Origin of the sequence: Sinosporangium album (assembly GCF_900100605.1) — a bacterium.
Taxonomy (GTDB): domain Bacteria; phylum Actinomycetota; class Actinomycetes; order Streptosporangiales; family Streptosporangiaceae; genus Sinosporangium; species Sinosporangium album.
In genome coordinates this window covers 173,605-189,510 of sequence record NZ_FNCN01000011.1, presented here as the reverse complement: position 1 = coordinate 189,510, position 15,906 = coordinate 173,605, and the positions used below count along the sequence as shown (strand labels likewise).

Sequence of the window (15,906 nt, the reverse complement as noted above, 5' to 3'; positions counted from 1 at the left end):
CGTGGAAGTCCGCATGGACGGGATCTCGGTGTCCCGCAGCGGCAGGGAACTCGTCCGGGACCTGTCGCTGGAGGTCGGAAGCGGCCAGGTCGTCGGGCTGATCGGCCCCAACGGCAGCGGCAAGACCACCGCCCTGCGGTGCGTCTACCGGGCGCTCAAGCCGACGGTCGGCACGGTGTGGCTCGGCGGGGAGGATCTCGCCACGCTCCCCCTCCGGCGCAGCGCGCGGTCCGTCGCCGCCCTCACGCAGGAGGACGGCACCGACCTCGACTTCACCGTCGAGGAGATCGTGGCCCTCGGCCGTACGCCGCACCTTCGGGGAAACCAGGCGCTCAGCGCGCGCGAGCGGGAGCTGTGCCGCGGCGCGATGGCGCGACTGGGCGTCCTGCACCTGGCCGGCCGCAGCGTGCTCACCCTGTCGGGCGGCGAACGCAGGAGGGTGCTCGCGGCGCGCATGCTCGTGCAGGAGCCGCAGGTGCTGGTCCTGGACGAACCGACCAACCACCTCGACATGCGCCACCAGCTCGACCTGCTGTCGCTGCTGCGCGAGAGCGGGCTGACGGTCCTCGTCACCCTGCACGACCTGAACCTGGCCTCCGCCGTATGCGACCGGCTGGGTGTGCTCTCCCGCGGTGAGCTCGTCGCCTCCGGCACCCCCGCAGAGGTCCTCACCCCCCGCCTGATCCGGGATGTCTTCGGCGTGACCGCGAGCGTCGTGCCCCACCCCCTGACCGGCGACCCGCAGCTCCTCTACAGCCTGTCCTCCTCCGCGGATGAAAAGGAACCATGCCCATGACCACCCGTCTCTTCCGTCCCAGGACCGCCGCGGCCACGGCCGCGGCCACCGCCGCCGCCGTACTGAGCCTGACCTCGTGCGGCGCGCACGTGGAGGCCACCGGCGCCGAGAGCCGCAAGACCACCGTGAACAGATGCGGCGAGAAGGTGGAGTACCGCGTGCCGCAGCGCGCGGTGGTCTACGAGGGCGGCAGCGCGGACAAGATGTTCTCGCTCGGGCTCACCAAGCACGTGTACGGCTATGTCCTGCCTCCGGCGAATCCGCCGGTCCGGGAGTCTCCGTGGGCGGCGGAATACGCCAAGGTGAAGTTCCTCAGCGACGACCTGCTCAACCGCGAACTCGTGGTCGAGGCCAAGGCCGACTTCGTCGTCGCCGGTTGGAACTCCGGCTTCAGCGACCAGCGCGGCATCACCCCCGCGATCCTGGACGGCCTCGGCATCCAGAGCTTCATGCACAGCGAGTCCTGCTTCAACTACCCGAAATACCCGGAGGAGCACGCGCCCTTCGAGGGCCTGTACACCGACCTGGAGCGACTCGGGCAGATCTTCGGAGTCGAGGAGCGGGCCACGCAGGTGGTCACCGAACTCAAGGAACGTGTGGCCGCGGTCCAGGAGAAGGCACCCAAGGGCGACCCCGTCCCGGTGTTCCTCTACGACTCGGGCACCGACCAGCCCTTCACGGCCGGCAACCATGTGCCGCCCCACGACATCATCAGCCTCGCGGGCGGCCGGAACATCTTCCACGACCTCGACGCCCGCTGGACCAAGGTCACGTGGGAGGCGGTCGTCAAGGCCAAGCCCGAGGTGATCGTGATCCTCGACTACGGCGACAAGCCCGCCAAGGAGAAGATCGAGTTCCTGAAGACCTTCCCCACCACGAGCAGACTGCCCGCCGTGGTCAAGGGCAACTTCCACATCCTCAACTACAACGAAGGCATCAGCGGGCCGCGCACCATCGACGGCCTTGAGGGCTTCGCCGAATACCTCCGCGACCTGGACCGCTGACGCCCGCCCACCTGCTCACCCGAGCTCACCCGCTCACCCGCCCACCGGCTCACCCGCCGCCGTCCGCGCCCGGGCGGCGGGCGAAGTGCCGGGCACTGGGCGACAGCGCGGCCAAGGCCGGCGCGGCGAAGCAGACCACCGCGCAGGCCAGAAGTACGGCCTGAGCCCCGAACGCGTCGATCGCCGGGGCCATGAGCGCCAGACCGACCGGTGCCAGGCCGTACGACAGCAGGAAGTCGAGGGAGGAGACCCGGGCCAGCAGGCTCGGCTCCACCTCGCGCTGGGTGGCCGTCAGCCAGGGCACGTTGAACAGCTCGATGCCCACCCCGGCGAGGACATAGGCGGCCACGACCAGCGCCGGGTGCACGTGGAGGACCATGCTGAGCGGGGCGAAACCGTACAGCGCCAGGCCCGCCAGCGCGGCCCAGCCCTGCGACCTCGGCCGCCACCGCGCGATGATCACCGCGCCGGCGAGAGCGCCGACCGTGTAGGCCGTCATGGCCGCGGCCAGCACGGCCTCCGTGCCGTACCGGTCCCGGCTGAGCAGAGGCAGCGCGACCCCCGTGGCCGAGTATCCGGTCGCGATGACGGCGGTCAAGGCGGCCAGCCCGGCGAGGAACCAGGGGTGCCGCCGCGCCTCCCGCACCCCGTCGAGGAACTGGGTGTGGAAAGGGACCCGGGCCGCGGCGGACGATTGGGGGGCGTCGGTGGCATCGGGGGCATCGGGGGCGTCACGACCTCCGGCCTCGCCGACCGAGGCACGACCGGTCGGCGGAGCCAGCGCCGCGACGAGCCAGAGCACGCCCGTGACCAGGATGAGCACCCCGACATCGACCAGTACGGCCAGCAGCGCGGTCAGGCCGGGCGCCGTGAGCGTGGTGACCCGTACGGCGAGAGTCATCGCCGCGTTGGCCTGCTGGCGCCGGTCGGCGTCGACGACCTCGGCGATGAGAGCCTGAAACGCGGGCCGGCAGGCGCCCTGCCCCGCTCCGACCGCCACCGCCGCCACCGACATCAGCAACGTGGACCACCCCATCCCCGCGGCGAGGGCGGGAGTGGCGACCGCGGCGAGCAGGCCGGCGTAAAGGACGACGCTCCGCCGGGAATACCGATCCGCGAGCACTCCCCCGACGGGGACGGCGAGGAGAAAACCCGCCGTGCGCGCGGCCAGCACCACGCCGAGGGCCACCGGGGTCATCGTGCGCTCCAGCACCGCCAGGCCGAGGATGAACGGTAGTCCCCAGGTCGCCAGCCCGGAGGCGGTCGTGCCCGCCCAGAGGCGGAGGAACGCCGGTTCGCGCAGAATCGAGCGCGCGGGCGCGGGAGACCCGGGCGCGGGAGACCCGGGCGTGGGAGACCCAGACGCGGGGGGCACGGGAGGCACGGGGGGCACGGGGGGCACGGGGGAGGTCGTCACTGAGGTCCTTGTTCTCGGGCTCTTCGGGTTGTCCTCGGGCTCGACTCGTGCTCAACCCGTCGGCTCCGCGCATACGTCGAAGCAGATGCTGCAGCAGATGTTGCCATGGACATTGAAGCAGACAGCACTATAGTGAAAACCATTATCGACACCATATTCGGCCATCAGACCCCAGCGGCGGATCTGTCGGCACCGGCCTAGACTGGGGGGTGGACCTCGTTAGGTGAGGCGTCTGTTCGGATACAGGCCGCTGACCCCACGACGTCGAGAGACGCCCAGGATCAGGACACCTCTCCCCGGCTTAAGGGGTGAGGCCAAGCGGCTTCCCGTCCCGCGGTTCAGGCGGTGGCGGGCATACGCCGGGCAGTGTCGAAGCTCTTACGAGATGGGGTGCATCGCCCGTCGGGCGGCCCCCCGTCGTGATCCAGCGCCACCGCGTCGTGGTGCCTGGCCGGACGGAGGTGAGGACATGTCTGCCGGCAGTTCGAGCCGAAAACAGCTGATATCTCCGGTGTCCCCGTCCACCTTCGGCGCGCGGTAACCGCTCTCCCGCCTCCCCCTCCCTCTTGCGGTGGCGAATGCGCGTGCGCCCGCGGCACCCCGCTCCAGCAGAAGGGGGTTCGGCATGACCTCCGCCCGTCTCGGTACGCGACCCCACCACCCGAGCACCCAGGACATCCAGGGCGCCCTGGGCACGATCCGGCATGGGCAGGTCTCACGGGGCGGAATGCCGGCCAAGCTCAAGATCCTGCTGGCGATCATCGGCCCCGGTCTGATCGTGATGGTCGGCGACAACGACGCCGGCGCCTTCGCGGTGTACGGCCAGGCCGGCCAGAACTACGGCACGACCCTGCTGTGGATCCTCCTGCTGCTGGTTCCTGTGCTGTACGTGAACCAGGAGATGGCGCTGCGCCTGGGGGCGGTCACCGGCGTCGGCCACGCCCGCCTCATCCTGGAGCGCTTCGGCAGGTTCTGGGGGGCCTTCAGCGTGATCGACCTGCTGGTCCTCAACGCGCTGACCTTGGTCACCGAGTTCATCGGCATCACCCTGGCCGCCGCGTACCTGGGACTCCCGAAGATCGTGTCCGTGGTCCTCGCCGGACTGGTCGTGATGGCGGCGGCCTCCACTGGTTCGTTCCGCCGCTTCGAGCGGGTCGCCGTCGCCCTGTGCGGCGCGTCGCTGCTGCTCGTGCCGGTGTACATCCTGGCGCATCCACCGGCCTCCCAGATGGCCCACGGCCTCGTCGCCCCCTCGCTCCCCGCCGGTCCCGGCGGCATGGGCGCGCTCCTGCTGCTCGTCATCGGCATCGTCGGCACCACCGTCGCCCCCTGGCAGCTCTTCTTCCAGCAGTCCTATCTCGTGGACAAGCGCATCACCTCCCGCTACATCACCTACGAAAAGGCCGACCTGTGGATCGGCATCGCCATAGTGGCCGTCGGCGCCGCTGCCGTCATCGGGTTCAGCGCCGCCGCCTTCGGCGGCACCCCGGCGGCCGGCCACTTCACCGACTCCGCGGGCATCGCCCACGGCCTGGCGGCCTACGCGGGACCCGCTGCCGGCGAGCTGTTCGCGGTGGTACTGCTGGACGCCTGCGTGATCGGCACCTTTGCCGTCAGCCTGTCCACCGCCTACGCCGTCGGCGACCTCCTCAGCCTCGACCACTCCCTCCACCGGGGGATCAGGCAGGCCAAAGGCTTCTACGCCATATACGCCGGACTCGTCGGCGCCTCCGCGGCGGTCGTGCTCGTGCCGGACTCACCCCTGGGCCTGGTGACCGAAGGCGTGCAGGCGCTGGCCGGGGTGCTCCTCCCCAGCGCGTCGATGTTCCTCCTGCTGCTCTGCAACGACAGGGAGATCCTGGGGCCCTGGGTCAACGGGCGGGCGACCAACCTGTTCACCTCGCTCGTGGTCGGCACCCTGGTCACCCTGTCGCTCGTCCTCACCGTTTCCGTACTGTTCCCCGGCGTCACGCAGAGCGAGATCCTCATGATCATGGCGGGGTGCGGTGGCGCCGGGGCGATCGCCGCCGCCTACGCGCTCACACGCCGCCGGTCCCATGGCACTCCCCCAGACCGCGACGGCAGAGAGCACTGGCGCATGCCACCCCTGGACGAACTCGGCAAACCCACCCTGTCCACCGCGCACCGCGTGGGCATGACCGTCCTGCGCCTCTACCTGGCCGCCGCCACGGTCCTGGTCATCGTCAAGATCGCCCAGATGGCGGCCGGCCGCTGAACCATGCCCGCACCGGTCTTACGCTGATGCTGTGGGTCCTCCTCGGAAGGACAGGAGGTTCGCGACGATGAACGATCTCACGACGCGCAGGGGGTCGCCCCCGCCGCTCCTCCCCGCCCCGATCGCCGCCACGGGATTGGGCGCCGTCGCCGTACACCTCCCGCACTACGGCCACGCCGCCGCCCTGATCGGACCGCTCGTGCTCCTGACGGTCGTCATCATCCTCGCGATCGCCATCGCACGATCCGGCAAGTGAAGGATCCATTCGAGATCGTTGACGGGTCAGGGTGCAAGGAGCCTGCTGTCGAATCCGGCGCGGAGAAGAGCCTGGTAGGCGTCATGGACCCTTCCGGGGACGGGCTGCTCGACGGCGTAGCCGAGCCTCGGGTACTCGATCACTCGTTGGAGGTCGCCGACGAGCATGTCGACGACCAGCTTCGGATCGCCGATCGACCCGGCATAGGCATCCAGCTCAAGCGGCTCGGAGGCGCACACCACCTCCACCTCCGGCCACACCTTGCGCGCCGTGGCGTAGGCCCGGCGCTCCATGTACGGCTTGGAGATCAGGAGCACCGAACCGGGCTGGACGCCCGAGCCGACCAGCACCTCGCGGGACAGCGCGATGTTCTGTCCGGTGTTGGCAGCGTCCGGTTCCAGCATGATCGCCTCGTCGGGCACGCCCAGCTCAAGCGCGTGCTCGCGGTAGTGGACGGCCTCGCCCCGGGGGAAGCGAGCCGCGGTGGTGGGGCTGGTGGCACCGGAGAAGACGACCCGTGGGAACCACCCGGCGTGGTACAACTCGGCCGCCGTACGCGCGACCCCCAGATCGTGGCTGCCCATGCCGATGGCCGCATCACACCGGCGCAGGTCGTGGTGCATCTGGTGGTAGTCCCAGATCGTACGGGCATGACGCCACTGCTCGTCGGTGATGACCTGCTGCTCGACACTCACTCGGCTACTCCCTGGTCGCCGCGGCAAGGGGAGGCATATCTCCCCCTGGCTGGTCCGTTGTATGCCCTCGATGCTGCGCAGTTGGTGCGCCAGCCCGTACTGCGCGGCCTGGCCTGCGACACGATCGAAAATGCCAGGGTCGGGATCAAGAGAATCTTCCCTGCCCCGGCGTTCACCCTTCACAGCCACCCTTTAGTGCATTGATTAATTAATGGTCTGTTTATTACTTCCTGCGGCATTGCTCGTGGACAAGACAGCATCTCACGAGCGCCGACAGGAATCGGCACTCCAGCATGTTTGATATTTCCACCAGAAGTCTCCTCTTAGCGTTTCACCTGCGGATACCGCATGTCTCGAAGGGCCCCCGAGACATGCCCGATAGGTCAAAAACACACATCTGCCGCCAAGAAGAGAAAGGGAAGCAAATGACAGCACTGCTGCGCCGATCGGCCTTGGTTCTGGGAACCGCCGCCCTCATCACGTCACTGACCGGAGGCCACGCCCACGCGGCGGCCTTCTCCACCGCGGTCCCGGGAATCGCGTCCGCCTCGGCGCAGGTGACGTACACCAGCAAGTACGAGATCCGCGTCGACAGGGTGTCCGTCAGCGACCTGAAGCGCGACGGCCACAGCGTCTACGCCTACTTCGTCGTCTACCACCCGCTGGGCTCGACCAAGAAGACCGCCTACCGGTACAACCGGCAGGACTCCGGGTCGACGCTCACGTGGAAGAACCTGCGCATCACCGACGCCGACGGCCACCTCAAGAAGCTGCAGCTGGTCGTGTGCGTCGACGACTGGGGCAACGACACATGCCGGGGCAGCGCCGTACAGGTCAACCCGCGCGCCTGAGCCGGGAGCGCTCCGGGTGGACGGGTGGAGGACCCGGACGGAATGCGCCGTCCTGGTCCTCTTCGCTTCTGCCGTACGGCGTCGCCCGCGTCACGCGCGTCACGGCAGGCGAGGGAGCAGCAGGCGGGCGACGTCGAAGGCCCTGCTGATCGGGGACCAGTCCGCGCCGGGCGACCAGTCCTCGGCCGACCACACGTCAGACATGACCGCTTTGACGAACCCCCACGCCACGACACGGTCGATGGGCATCGCCAGCTCGTCCGCGAGCTGCTCGACCCGCGACGGGACCAGAGCCGTCAACGCCTCGTCCCGGTCCTCCGGGTCGGGGTCGAACATCCAGGAGCCGACCTCGTAGCAGGGGTCGCCGACCAGCCCGTGGGGGTCGATGGCCAGCCACGGCTCGCGCGTCGCGCGCAGGATGTTGTCGTGGTGGAGATCACCGTGCAGGACGACACGTTCCGTGGCCGAGGCGCACAGCTCCCGCATCAACCCGCCAGCGCGCACGACGAGGTCGAGCGGGAGCGGCCCGGCGTCCCCGTGGACGGCCGCATAGTCGTCGAACGCCCGCACCTGGGTCAGGGCGTCGGGAAGGGCGCAGCCGGGCGGCGGAGGCACGTGCAGACGCCGCATCACGGCGACCGCGGCCGACGTGGCCTCGCCGTCCCGGTCGGGCACCAGCTCACGGACACGCCAGCCGGGCGTGACACGTTCCAGCAGCAGCGCTCCGCGGTCGAGGTCCGCCCGCAGCAGCCGCACCGCGCCCCGGCCCGCGAACGCCGCCAGACCGGGAGCCTCCTCCGCGAGGGACGAGCCGCTCGGCACACCCAGTTTGAGCACGGCCGGCGTCCCGTCGCCGCAGGTCACCGAGGTGACATAGTGGTACGACAGCTCGAACGGCGCGCCGACCGTGAGGTCCCAGTCGCGGGCCAGCTCTCCCAGGATCGACGGAAGCTCCGCCAGCCACCTGGCACCCGCGTCCTTCCAGACGCCCACGACGTTGCGCGCCAGTCCGTCAGTAATCATGTCGTGCGAGGGTAGTCGAGGGCTGCCACGGGCTCGACCGGTTTTCCCGCCCACGGCCCCCACCGCCCGGACACCGATGTTCTCGACCGCCTGGTCCTCGATCACGATGCCCAGCGCCGCCGCCAGGGCGAAGGCGAGAGCGCGGGGTCGCCCGGTACGAAGCCATCGCATTCGGCAATTCTCCCGAGAAAGCAGAAAGGGACGCCTTTCTAAATAGGTTGCACATCCTTGCCCAAGCCCTTCAAGATCTCCACGAATACGGCACGAGCGCCACGATCGGCATCGAGGACTCTCGTCCCTGCGCTCTCGAATACTCCTACAACGCCCCATGGCTTCGCGATGGGCGCAGCCTGTCGTTCCGGCCCACCATGCACGGGGTGCTGACCGGTGTCGTCACGGACGCCAACGACGGCAAGCCGATCGCGGGCGCCAAGATCAGGCTGGCAGGCGGCTGGAGGGCCCTTCTCACCGGTGAAGACGGCAGCTTCCACATTCAGGTCCCTGACGATCTCTACAGCGTCCAGGCGGTCAAGGACCACTACGGCACGTTCCACCGGAGCTGGGTCTCGGTCGGCTGGAACCATGTGACCCGGCTCGACATCGCCCTCACGACCGGCCGTGTGGCGGCCGATGCGGATGAGATGACCCTGGTGATGCCCCCCGAGTCCCAGCGCTCAGGCCGGTTCACGCTGACCAACGACGGCGGCGACACGCCTTTCACGGTCGTCGGCGATCCCACTCAGACATGGCTCTCGGCCGCCCCCGCCACCGGCACCCTGACGACCGGCACGTCCACCGCCGTCACGGTCAACGCCTCCTCGACGGGCATGCGGCCGGGCACCGTACGGACCGGCAGGCTGGTGGTCCGATCCGACAGCGGACGTGAACCCGAACCCGAGATCGAGGTCAAAGTCGTCGTGCCCGAGGAGTGACATCTCCGCCACTGCGATCCTGCGAGCCGCGGCTGCCCCCGGAAGGTGCCGCCGCGGCTCGCAGGACCAAGTCCCCCTGCCGCGTAGGGTTGCCGGGAGAGCACTGTGAGTGCCGGCCGCGAGGGGGGATGAGGGTTGAACGGCGTCTCGCCGCCCACGTGGCGGGCCACCCGGCTCGTCTGGAGCGGAGAGCAGGCGCTGCTGGAGTGGTCGGCGCCCGACGGGAGCGCCACGAGGGCGAGTCCGCTCCCGGTCGGGGGCGGTCTGTCCTTTGCCACGGGGTCTGAGAGGCGGTGCGTCGGGATCCGGCGCGCCGGGAGACGCATGGCCTGTCCGCACGGTGCCCCGGTCGAGCCTTCTTCACGCACGGCGCAGTGTCCCACCTGCCGGGCATGGGACCGCTCCGACTCGATCGCCGCCGACACCCGCATGGACGATCCACGCCCCTTCGCCGTCTACCTCGCCCACCACGGCACAGCCGGGGTGAAGGTCGGCATCACCGCCGCCGAACGCGGCGCCGCGCGCCTGCTGGAGCAGGGGGCGCTCGCCTCGACTGTGCTGTCCACCGGCACCCTGGCGTCCGCCCGACGCGTCGAGCACCTGCTCGGCTCCGCCCTGGGACTCCCCGACCGCGTCACCACCGTACGCAAGCGTGCCGCGCGGGCCCGTCCCGGCACCGCGGCCGAGCGCGCCCGCGACCTTCTGGCCGTCGCCGAGCGGGCGCGGCACCTGGCGTGGCCCGAAGCCCAGAGCCGCTGCGACGCGCTCGTCGCCGACCACGCCGACGTCTACGGCCTCCCCGCGGACGGCCTCCGCCCCGCCGCGGAGGTGCTCCCGCTCGCCCCGGGATGCGTGGTCACCGGGACGACGGTGTGCCGGATCGGCTCCGACCTGTATCTCGACTCGGCGGCCGGGCTGGTGGTGCTGGACACGCGCCTGTCGGCGGGCTGGACGCTGGGCCTCCCCCGGAGTGGAGCGACTTTCACCGCGCCCCTGCGGGCGCTCACCCGCCCGGAGGGAGAGCAGGACGCCCTCTTCTGAGCGTCACCGCCGAGGAGGGGAGGCGCGGAGTTCGGCGGTGATCATGACTCGGGGGGTGGTGGGGAGGACTCCGGGGGTCTGGGCGGCTTCGGTGAGGAGTACGGCGGAGCCGGGGCCGAGTTCGGCGGCGAGGGCGGCGCGGGCGGCGGTGATGCGCTGGTAGACGGCCAACTGCCGGGCGAGCCAGTTGTCGGTTTCGCGCCGTTCGAGGATGGCGAAGCCCGCGTTGGCGAGCATGCGGGTGTGGTCGAGGTAGGCCGGCTCCCAGGTGGTGAAGACGAACCGTCCGCCGGGCCGGAGGATGCGGGAGGTCTCCAGGAAGGCGGCGGGTTTGTTCCACACCATCCACAGCGCGTCGACGCTCATGACGGCGTCGCAGGAGCGGTCGGGGAGGCCGGTGGCCGTGAAGCTGCCGCGCAGGAACCTGGCCTGCGGCAGGCCGAGGGCGGCGCTGAGTACGGCGGCGCCGTCGAGGGCGGCTTGGACGACGTCGATGCCGACCAGGTCGGCGAGGGCCTGCCTGGCCAGGGCGATGCCGGGGCCGCCGCGCCCGCAGCCGAGGTCGGCGAGGAGCCGGCCGGGGCGCAGGGCGAGGCGTTCTCCGAGCAGGGCGAGGTCGGTGCGGGTGACGAAGCCGAAGGTCTGGAGTTCGGCCGGGTGGTCGTCGCCGTACACCTCCTGGTAGATGCGGCGCAGGGTGGGGCTGGCGAGCTGCCTGGCGTAGAAGTCGCTGTAGCGCTCCTCCGCGGTCTGCTCGTCGCTCATCGTCGCGGCTCCTCGGGGTGGGGGGTGGCGGCGGCGGCCGGTCAGAGGCCGGCGGCGGTGAGGGCGTCGTCGAACTCGTCCTGGCATTCCTCGGCGTCCTTGCCCTGCCGGCGGGCGAGGGCGACCCGGGCTCTGACCTGGTCGGCGACGAGCTGGAACCGCCGCTGCCATTCCTCGGCGGACTCGCGCCAGTAGCCGAACGTGCAGTAGCGCTCGGTCGGCAGGCCGAGGGTGTGCCGCAGGTGGCGGCGGATCTCCCGCATGACGCCGGCTTCGCCGGCGGCCCATATGTAGCCCTTGTCGTCGGGGCGGGGGAAGGACTCGGCGATGTCGAGCAGCTTCTCGCATCCGTCGTACAGCCAGGTGATGTCGGCGTGGCCTTCGGTGGTGAAGGTCTGCCGCTCCTCGGGGCCCTCGACCGTGATGTAGACGTGGGCGCGGGCGTCCTCGGGGAGTTCTTCGACGGCGCGGCCGATGGCGGGCAGCGCGGTGGCGTCGCCGAGGATGAGCCGCCAGGTGGTGTCGGCGGGCGGGCGGTAGAGGCCGTGCGGCAGGGAGAGGCCGACCCGCAGGCCGGGGCGTGCGGCGAGCGCCCAGGGGGCGGCGACGCCGCCTTCGTGGACGACGAAGTCGACGTCGAGTTCGTTCGCCGCCGGGTCGAACCGGCGGACCGTGTAGTTGCGGATCTCGGGCTCGGCCGCGCCCTCGGGGTAGACCCATCTGCCGTCGACGGTGGCGGGCAGCGCGGGGGTCTCCTCGCCGGGGGCGGGAAAGAACATTTTGAAGTACTCGTCGGGCGGCCCCGAGCTCCGGTAGCCCCGGAGCCCGTCACCTCCCAGGGTCACTCTGATCATTTTCGGCGTCACGTGCGCCGTGCGCAGCACCTCGGCCAGGAAAAGGTCGTCGGACATCGAAGCTCCTCAGTCGGTCGCGATCCGGTCGGCTGTGTCGTGTTCACCGTGTACGGCGTCACCGTGTACGGCGTCACCGTGTACGGCGTCACCGCGTACGGCGTCACCGCGTACGGCGTCACCGCGTACGGCGTCACCGCGTACGGCTCCGCCGGCGAGCCGTACCCGCCGGGGGAACCGGTCGATGGTCGTCTGCCGGTGCGCGACGACGATCAGGGTGCGGTCCTGCCCCCACCGGTCCACCGCGCTCTCCAGGAGCGCCGCCGTGGCCGGGTCGACATCGGCGGTGGCCTCGTCCAGGATCAGTACGGCCGGGTCGGCGAGGACGGCGCGCACGAGGCCGACGAGTTGCCGCTCCCCCGCCGACAGGAGCGACCCTCTGGCTCCCACCTGCGTGTCGGCCCCGTCGGGCAGCCCGCGCAGCCATGTGGTGAGGCCGAGCAGGTCGGCGGCCTCGTCGACCGCGGCGCGGGAGGCGTCCGTGGCGAAGGCCAGGTTGTGGAGCACGGTGCCCCGGGCGATGTGCATGTCCTGCGGGATGAGGACGACGCGCCGGCGCAGTTCCGCGCGGGGGATGTCGCGCAGGTCGAGGCCGGCGTAGCGGACGCCGCCCTGTCCGGGGTCGTACAGCCCGGCGAGCACTTTGGCGAGGGTGGTCTTGCCCGCGCCGGTCGCGCCGACGAGGGCCGTGCGGGAGCCGGCGGGGAACGACAGGGTGACGCCGCGCAGGGCGGCGGCGCCGGGGGCGTAGCCGTACCAGACGCCTTCGGCCGCCAGATCGCCTCGCGGCGGCACCGCCCCCGACTTCGTCCCCGCCGCCGCCCCCGACTTCGCCCCCGCCGGCGCACCGGTCGCGGGCGGGCGGGCGGCGGGCCGCCCCGCGGACGACCCCGCGGACGACCCCGCGGACGGCACTGCGGACGGCACTGCGGACGGCACTGCGGCGGCCAGCAGGTCGAGGATGCGCGCGAGGCCGGTGCGGGTGCGCTGCACGGCCCCGAGGAGGCGTGTGAGCTGCATGAACGAGTCGAACATGCCGCGTGAGGCCACGACGAACACGATGACCGTGCCGGTGCTCGCCGGGCTCCCGTCGGTCAGCAGGCCGCCGATCAGGATGACGGCGCCGACGGCGAGGCATTCGAAGAACTGGATGGAGGTCATCGTGTTGAGGGCGCGGGTGGTGCGCCGGATGGTCTGGTGGAGGCGGCTCTGGTCGCGGTCGTAGCGTGCGGCCCACGCGTCCGCCGCCCCGGCCAGTTGGAGGGTCTCCCGCGCCTCGAGCCCTTCGGCGTATGTCGCCGACACGGCCGCCTGGCAGGTGGCCTCGGCGTCCCAGGCGGCGGACGACCGGCGGCGGAACGCCCGCACGACCGTGATCGCGGGGGGTGCGAAGACGGCGAACAGCGCCGCGGTGAGCAGCGCGGAGTGGTGGACGAGTACGGCGGTGCCGACCAGAAGGTAGCCTCCGGAGGCGATGAGGTCGGGGAGCTGCTGCCGTACGAAGGAGCCGAGCTCGGTGACCTCGGCGGTGACCCGGGTGGTCAGCGCGCCCGCGGGGTGGCTTTCGAGGAAGCGCAGCGGGGCGGCGGCGAGGCTTTCGGCGGCGTGTTCGCGGAGCCGCCGCACGACGCGTTCGCCGGCGTCGTTCAGGAGGACGTCGCCGCCTCGGCGGGCGAGGAGGTGGAGGAGCGCGAGGGCCGCGACGGCGGCGACGGCGGTGGTGAGGGCGGCGCCGTCGCGGCTCAGGGCGGCGGTGGCCGCCACGCCGACGGCCGCGGGGACGAGGGCGACGCAGGTGGTGGCGGTGAGGCTCAGCAGCGTGCCGAGCGCGATGCGCCGCCGGTGCGGGGCGAGATACGGGAGTGTTCTGCGGATCAGGCGCCGCTTGTCGGGGGTCTCGGAGAGGAGCGCGACCTCAGCCATGGGCGTCCCCGGTGGCGGCGAGCAGACCGGCCGAGGCGGGGCCGGCCGAGGCGGGGCCGATCTCGACGACGCGGTCGGCGAAGCGGCGTACGGCGGGGCGGTCACCGACGACGATCACGGTCGCGCCGGGCGACCACGCGCGTATCCCGGCGAGCATGCGCTCTTCGGTGGGCGTGTCCACGGCCGAGGTCACGTCGTCGAGGAGCAGCACGTCGGGTCTGCGGAGCAGCGCGCGGGCCAGGGCCAGCCTGCGGCGCTGCCCGCCCGAGAAGGTCGCGCCGCCCTCGCCGACCGGCGTGTCGAAGCCGGAGGGCAGAGCGTCGATCTCCTCCTCGACGGCCGCCGCCCGGCACGCGGCGCGCATCTCGTCGGCGGTCGCACCGCCGGGCAGGCCGAGGGTGAGGTTCTCGGCGACGGTGCCGGAGACCAGGAGCGGGCGCTGCGGCACGAGGGCGATGCGGCGGCGCAGGTCGTCGAGCCGGAGTGTGGTCAGGTCGGCCCCGCCGTACGTGACGGTGCCGGAGGCCGGGTCGTCGAGGCGGACCAGGAGCCGCAGGAGTGTGGACTTGCCGGCGGCGACGGGGCCGGTGAGCAGCACCGTCTCGCCCGGCGGCACGGTGAGGCCGAGGGGGCCGAGCACGCGCCGGGCGCCGTGTTCGACGACGACGTCGCGGCAGTGGAGCGGGCCGTGGGCGACGGGCGCGGGGCGGGGGTGTTCGGTGACGGCCGCGGGGGTGCTCAGCACCTCCGCGATGCGTGTGGCGGCCTCCGCGGCCTGCGCCCGCTGCGAGAGCCGTACGGACAGGGTGGTGGAGGTGGCCGTCAGCATCAGCATCCAGGTCACGAACGCGGTGAGGCCGCCGATGCTCATCGTGCCGTCCAGTACGGCGGGAGCCCCCAGGGCGAGGCCGGCGGCGATGGCGGCGAGCGGCGTGAACGACGAGAGCGCCGACCAGTTGGCCCCGACTCCGCCGACCGCGAGGGCCTTGGCCGCGACGGCCGCGCTGCGGGCGTGGTGCGCTTCGACGAGGGCGCTTTCGCCGCCGAGGCCGCGGACGGTCGCACCGCCGGTGACGAGCTCGTCCACGGTGTCGGCGCGCGCGCTGTGGGCGGCGGCGAGTTCGGCGCTCCGTGCGCCGAGCAGGCGGCCGAATACGGCGTTCAGGGCCGTTATGGCGGCGACGGCGGCCAGGCAGAGCACCGAGAGCAGCGGGTCGAGTACGGCGACCGCCACGACGACGCCGGCGATGCCGATGAGGAGCTGCGGCAGGTCGACGGTGCCGCTCACCCACATCCAGACGAGGTCGATGTCGTGCGTGTTGCGCGCGTGCAGGTCGCCCCGGCCGTAGGCGCCGATCGCCCTGGTGTCGAGGCTGAGCAGGTGGGCCGAGAGGCGGGCGCGGAGGCGGGCGACGACTCTGGCGCCCGCCAGGTAGTTGAGGTGCTGGCCGAGGCGCTGCGCGAGCCACGCGAACAGGCCGGTGGCCGCGACGACGGCGCTCCAGGTGAGCAGGGCGCCCCGGTCGGCGGCGGCGACGCCGTCGTCGAGCGCCCGCTGCACCGACCACGGGATGGAGACGAGCGCCAGCTGCCACAGGGCGGCGAGGCCGATGGCGGCCAGCGTGTCGCGCCGTTCGGCGCGCAGGCACCAGCGCAGGAGTGCATGGGCCGCGCGGCGCGGGCCGGGCCCGCGCCGCGCGGTGTCGGCGGCCTTCGGCACGCCGGTCAGTGCCCCATGGCTTTCCGCAGGCTGAGCGGACGCAGGTCGGTCCAGTTCCGCTCGACGTAGTCCAGGGCGTCGGGGCGCGAGCCGGGGCCGAAGGCGGTCCGCCACCCTTGCGGGACTTCGGCGAACGCGGGCCAGAGCGAATGCTGTTCCTCGTCGTTGACGAGCACGAGGAAGCTGCCGTCCTCGTCGTCGAACGGGTTGGTCATCCGGATCCTCCTCAAGATCATCGGATTAAGGTTAGGCTAACCTAATCAGTCCATCTCGGCAATGCCGGTGGGCACTCCCGAATCGGAGCCCGGCCCCCGACAAGGAACGATCACTGAGAGT

At 71.6% G+C, this 15,906-nt stretch carries 15 protein-coding genes and 1 riboswitch; of the genes, 7 read left to right on the top strand and 8 right to left on the bottom strand.

Going from position 1 to position 15,906, the window contains the following annotated elements:
- Position 1 precedes the first annotated feature (1 nt).
- On the top strand, positions 2-796 hold the full coding sequence (locus BLQ73_RS14055; RefSeq protein ID WP_093170877.1) for an ABC transporter ATP-binding protein: 795 nt from the start codon (positions 2-4) through the stop codon (positions 794-796).
- Positions 793-1,800 carry an ABC transporter substrate-binding protein gene (locus BLQ73_RS14050; RefSeq protein WP_245691071.1) on the top strand — a complete coding sequence of 336 codons (1,008 nt, stop codon included), beginning with the start codon at positions 793-795 and terminating at the stop codon, positions 1,798-1,800. Before BLQ73_RS14055 ends, BLQ73_RS14050 begins: the two co-directional genes overlap by 4 nt.
- 49 nt (positions 1,801-1,849) lie before the next feature.
- Here the strand turns inward: BLQ73_RS14050 and BLQ73_RS14045 are convergent, their stop codons facing one another.
- The gene (locus BLQ73_RS14045; protein WP_093170939.1) at positions 1,850-3,106 is read right to left on the bottom strand and encodes an MFS transporter; all 1,257 of its coding nucleotides are present in this window, start codon (positions 3,104-3,106) and stop codon (positions 1,850-1,852) included.
- 319 nt (positions 3,107-3,425) lie between these two features.
- A riboswitch (M-box (ykoK) riboswitch) is annotated at positions 3,426-3,614 on the top strand.
- 228 nt (positions 3,615-3,842) lie between these two features.
- Between BLQ73_RS14045 and BLQ73_RS14035 the strand changes: the two genes are divergently transcribed.
- Together BLQ73_RS14035 and BLQ73_RS14030 are read left to right on the top strand one after the other, a co-directional pair.
- Positions 3,843-5,453, top strand: a complete 1,611-nt coding sequence (locus BLQ73_RS14035; protein ID WP_093170874.1) for an NRAMP family divalent metal transporter — start codon at positions 3,843-3,845, stop codon at positions 5,451-5,453.
- 67 nt (positions 5,454-5,520) lie between these two features.
- Positions 5,521-5,709 (top strand): hypothetical protein, encoded by a 189-nt coding sequence (locus tag BLQ73_RS14030; protein WP_093170873.1) that lies wholly within the window; start codon positions 5,521-5,523, stop codon positions 5,707-5,709.
- A gap of 26 nt (positions 5,710-5,735) precedes the next feature.
- Here the strand turns inward: BLQ73_RS14030 and BLQ73_RS14025 are convergent, their stop codons facing one another.
- Positions 5,736-6,404, bottom strand: coding sequence for a YdcF family protein (locus BLQ73_RS14025; RefSeq protein ID WP_245691070.1), 669 nt, complete (start codon positions 6,402-6,404; stop codon positions 5,736-5,738).
- 425 nt (positions 6,405-6,829) lie between these two features.
- Between BLQ73_RS14025 and BLQ73_RS14020 the strand changes: the two genes are divergently transcribed.
- Positions 6,830-7,255: a hypothetical protein gene (locus BLQ73_RS14020; protein ID WP_093170872.1), complete on the top strand. Its 426-nt coding sequence runs from the start codon at positions 6,830-6,832 to the stop codon at positions 7,253-7,255.
- A 99-nt stretch (positions 7,256-7,354) separates the two neighbouring features.
- On the opposite strand, the gene BLQ73_RS14015 is transcribed toward BLQ73_RS14020, so the two are convergent.
- Positions 7,355-8,449: an aminoglycoside phosphotransferase family protein gene (locus BLQ73_RS14015; RefSeq protein ID WP_176955438.1), complete on the bottom strand. Its 1,095-nt coding sequence runs from the start codon at positions 8,447-8,449 to the stop codon at positions 7,355-7,357.
- 47 nt (positions 8,450-8,496) lie between these two features.
- Between BLQ73_RS14015 and BLQ73_RS14010 the strand changes: the two genes are divergently transcribed.
- Positions 8,497-9,210, top strand: a complete 714-nt coding sequence (locus tag BLQ73_RS14010) for a carboxypeptidase-like regulatory domain-containing protein (RefSeq protein WP_176955437.1) — start codon at positions 8,497-8,499, stop codon at positions 9,208-9,210.
- A gap of 135 nt (positions 9,211-9,345) precedes the next feature.
- On the top strand, positions 9,346-10,251 hold the full coding sequence (locus tag BLQ73_RS14005) for a DUF2797 domain-containing protein (protein ID WP_176955436.1): 906 nt from the start codon (positions 9,346-9,348) through the stop codon (positions 10,249-10,251).
- Between the two features lie 3 nt (positions 10,252-10,254).
- Here the strand turns inward: BLQ73_RS14005 and BLQ73_RS14000 are convergent, their stop codons facing one another.
- The 5 genes from BLQ73_RS14000 to BLQ73_RS13980 are packed head-to-tail and all read right to left on the bottom strand — an operon-like array spanning position 10,255 to position 15,785.
- Entirely contained in the window at positions 10,255-11,016 is a 762-nt protein-coding gene (locus BLQ73_RS14000; protein ID WP_176955435.1) for a class I SAM-dependent methyltransferase, read from the bottom strand.
- 41 nt (positions 11,017-11,057) lie between these two features.
- Positions 11,058-11,927, bottom strand: coding sequence for a siderophore-interacting protein (locus tag BLQ73_RS13995; protein ID WP_093170868.1), 870 nt, complete (start codon positions 11,925-11,927; stop codon positions 11,058-11,060).
- Between the two features lie 9 nt (positions 11,928-11,936).
- On the bottom strand, positions 11,937-13,850 hold the full coding sequence (locus BLQ73_RS13990; RefSeq protein ID WP_093170867.1) for an ABC transporter ATP-binding protein: 1,914 nt from the start codon (positions 13,848-13,850) through the stop codon (positions 11,937-11,939).
- Complete coding sequence (locus BLQ73_RS13985) at positions 13,843-15,570, bottom strand: ABC transporter ATP-binding protein (protein ID WP_176955434.1); 1,728 nt, start codon at positions 15,568-15,570, stop codon at positions 13,843-13,845. The genes BLQ73_RS13990 and BLQ73_RS13985 overlap by 8 nt, the downstream gene beginning before the upstream one ends.
- 5 nt (positions 15,571-15,575) lie before the next feature.
- Positions 15,576-15,785 (bottom strand): MbtH family protein, encoded by a 210-nt coding sequence (locus tag BLQ73_RS13980; protein WP_093170865.1) that lies wholly within the window; start codon positions 15,783-15,785, stop codon positions 15,576-15,578.
- Between the last annotated feature and the right edge of the window lie 121 nt (positions 15,786-15,906).

What these genes read in the sequence shown, in the direction of transcription:
- BLQ73_RS14030 (WP_093170873.1), top strand. Translation starts at nt 5,521, where the DNA reads ATGAACGATCTCACGACGCGCAGGGGGTCGCCCCCGCCGCTCCTCCCC.
- BLQ73_RS13980 (WP_093170865.1), bottom strand. Translation starts at nt 15,785, where the DNA reads ATGACCAACCCGTTCGACGACGAGGACGGCAGCTTCCTCGTGCTCGTC.
- BLQ73_RS14020 (WP_093170872.1), top strand. Translation starts at nt 6,830, where the DNA reads ATGACAGCACTGCTGCGCCGATCGGCCTTGGTTCTGGGAACCGCCGCC.
- BLQ73_RS14035 (WP_093170874.1), top strand. Translation starts at nt 3,843, where the DNA reads ATGACCTCCGCCCGTCTCGGTACGCGACCCCACCACCCGAGCACCCAG.
- BLQ73_RS13995 (WP_093170868.1), bottom strand. Translation starts at nt 11,927, where the DNA reads ATGTCCGACGACCTTTTCCTGGCCGAGGTGCTGCGCACGGCGCACGTG.
- BLQ73_RS14015 (WP_176955438.1), bottom strand. Translation starts at nt 8,449, where the DNA reads ATGCGATGGCTTCGTACCGGGCGACCCCGCGCTCTCGCCTTCGCCCTG.
- BLQ73_RS14050 (WP_245691071.1), top strand. Translation starts at nt 793, where the DNA reads ATGACCACCCGTCTCTTCCGTCCCAGGACCGCCGCGGCCACGGCCGCG.
- BLQ73_RS13990 (WP_093170867.1), bottom strand. Translation starts at nt 13,850, where the DNA reads ATGGCTGAGGTCGCGCTCCTCTCCGAGACCCCCGACAAGCGGCGCCTG.
- BLQ73_RS14000 (WP_176955435.1), bottom strand. Translation starts at nt 11,016, where the DNA reads ATGAGCGACGAGCAGACCGCGGAGGAGCGCTACAGCGACTTCTACGCC.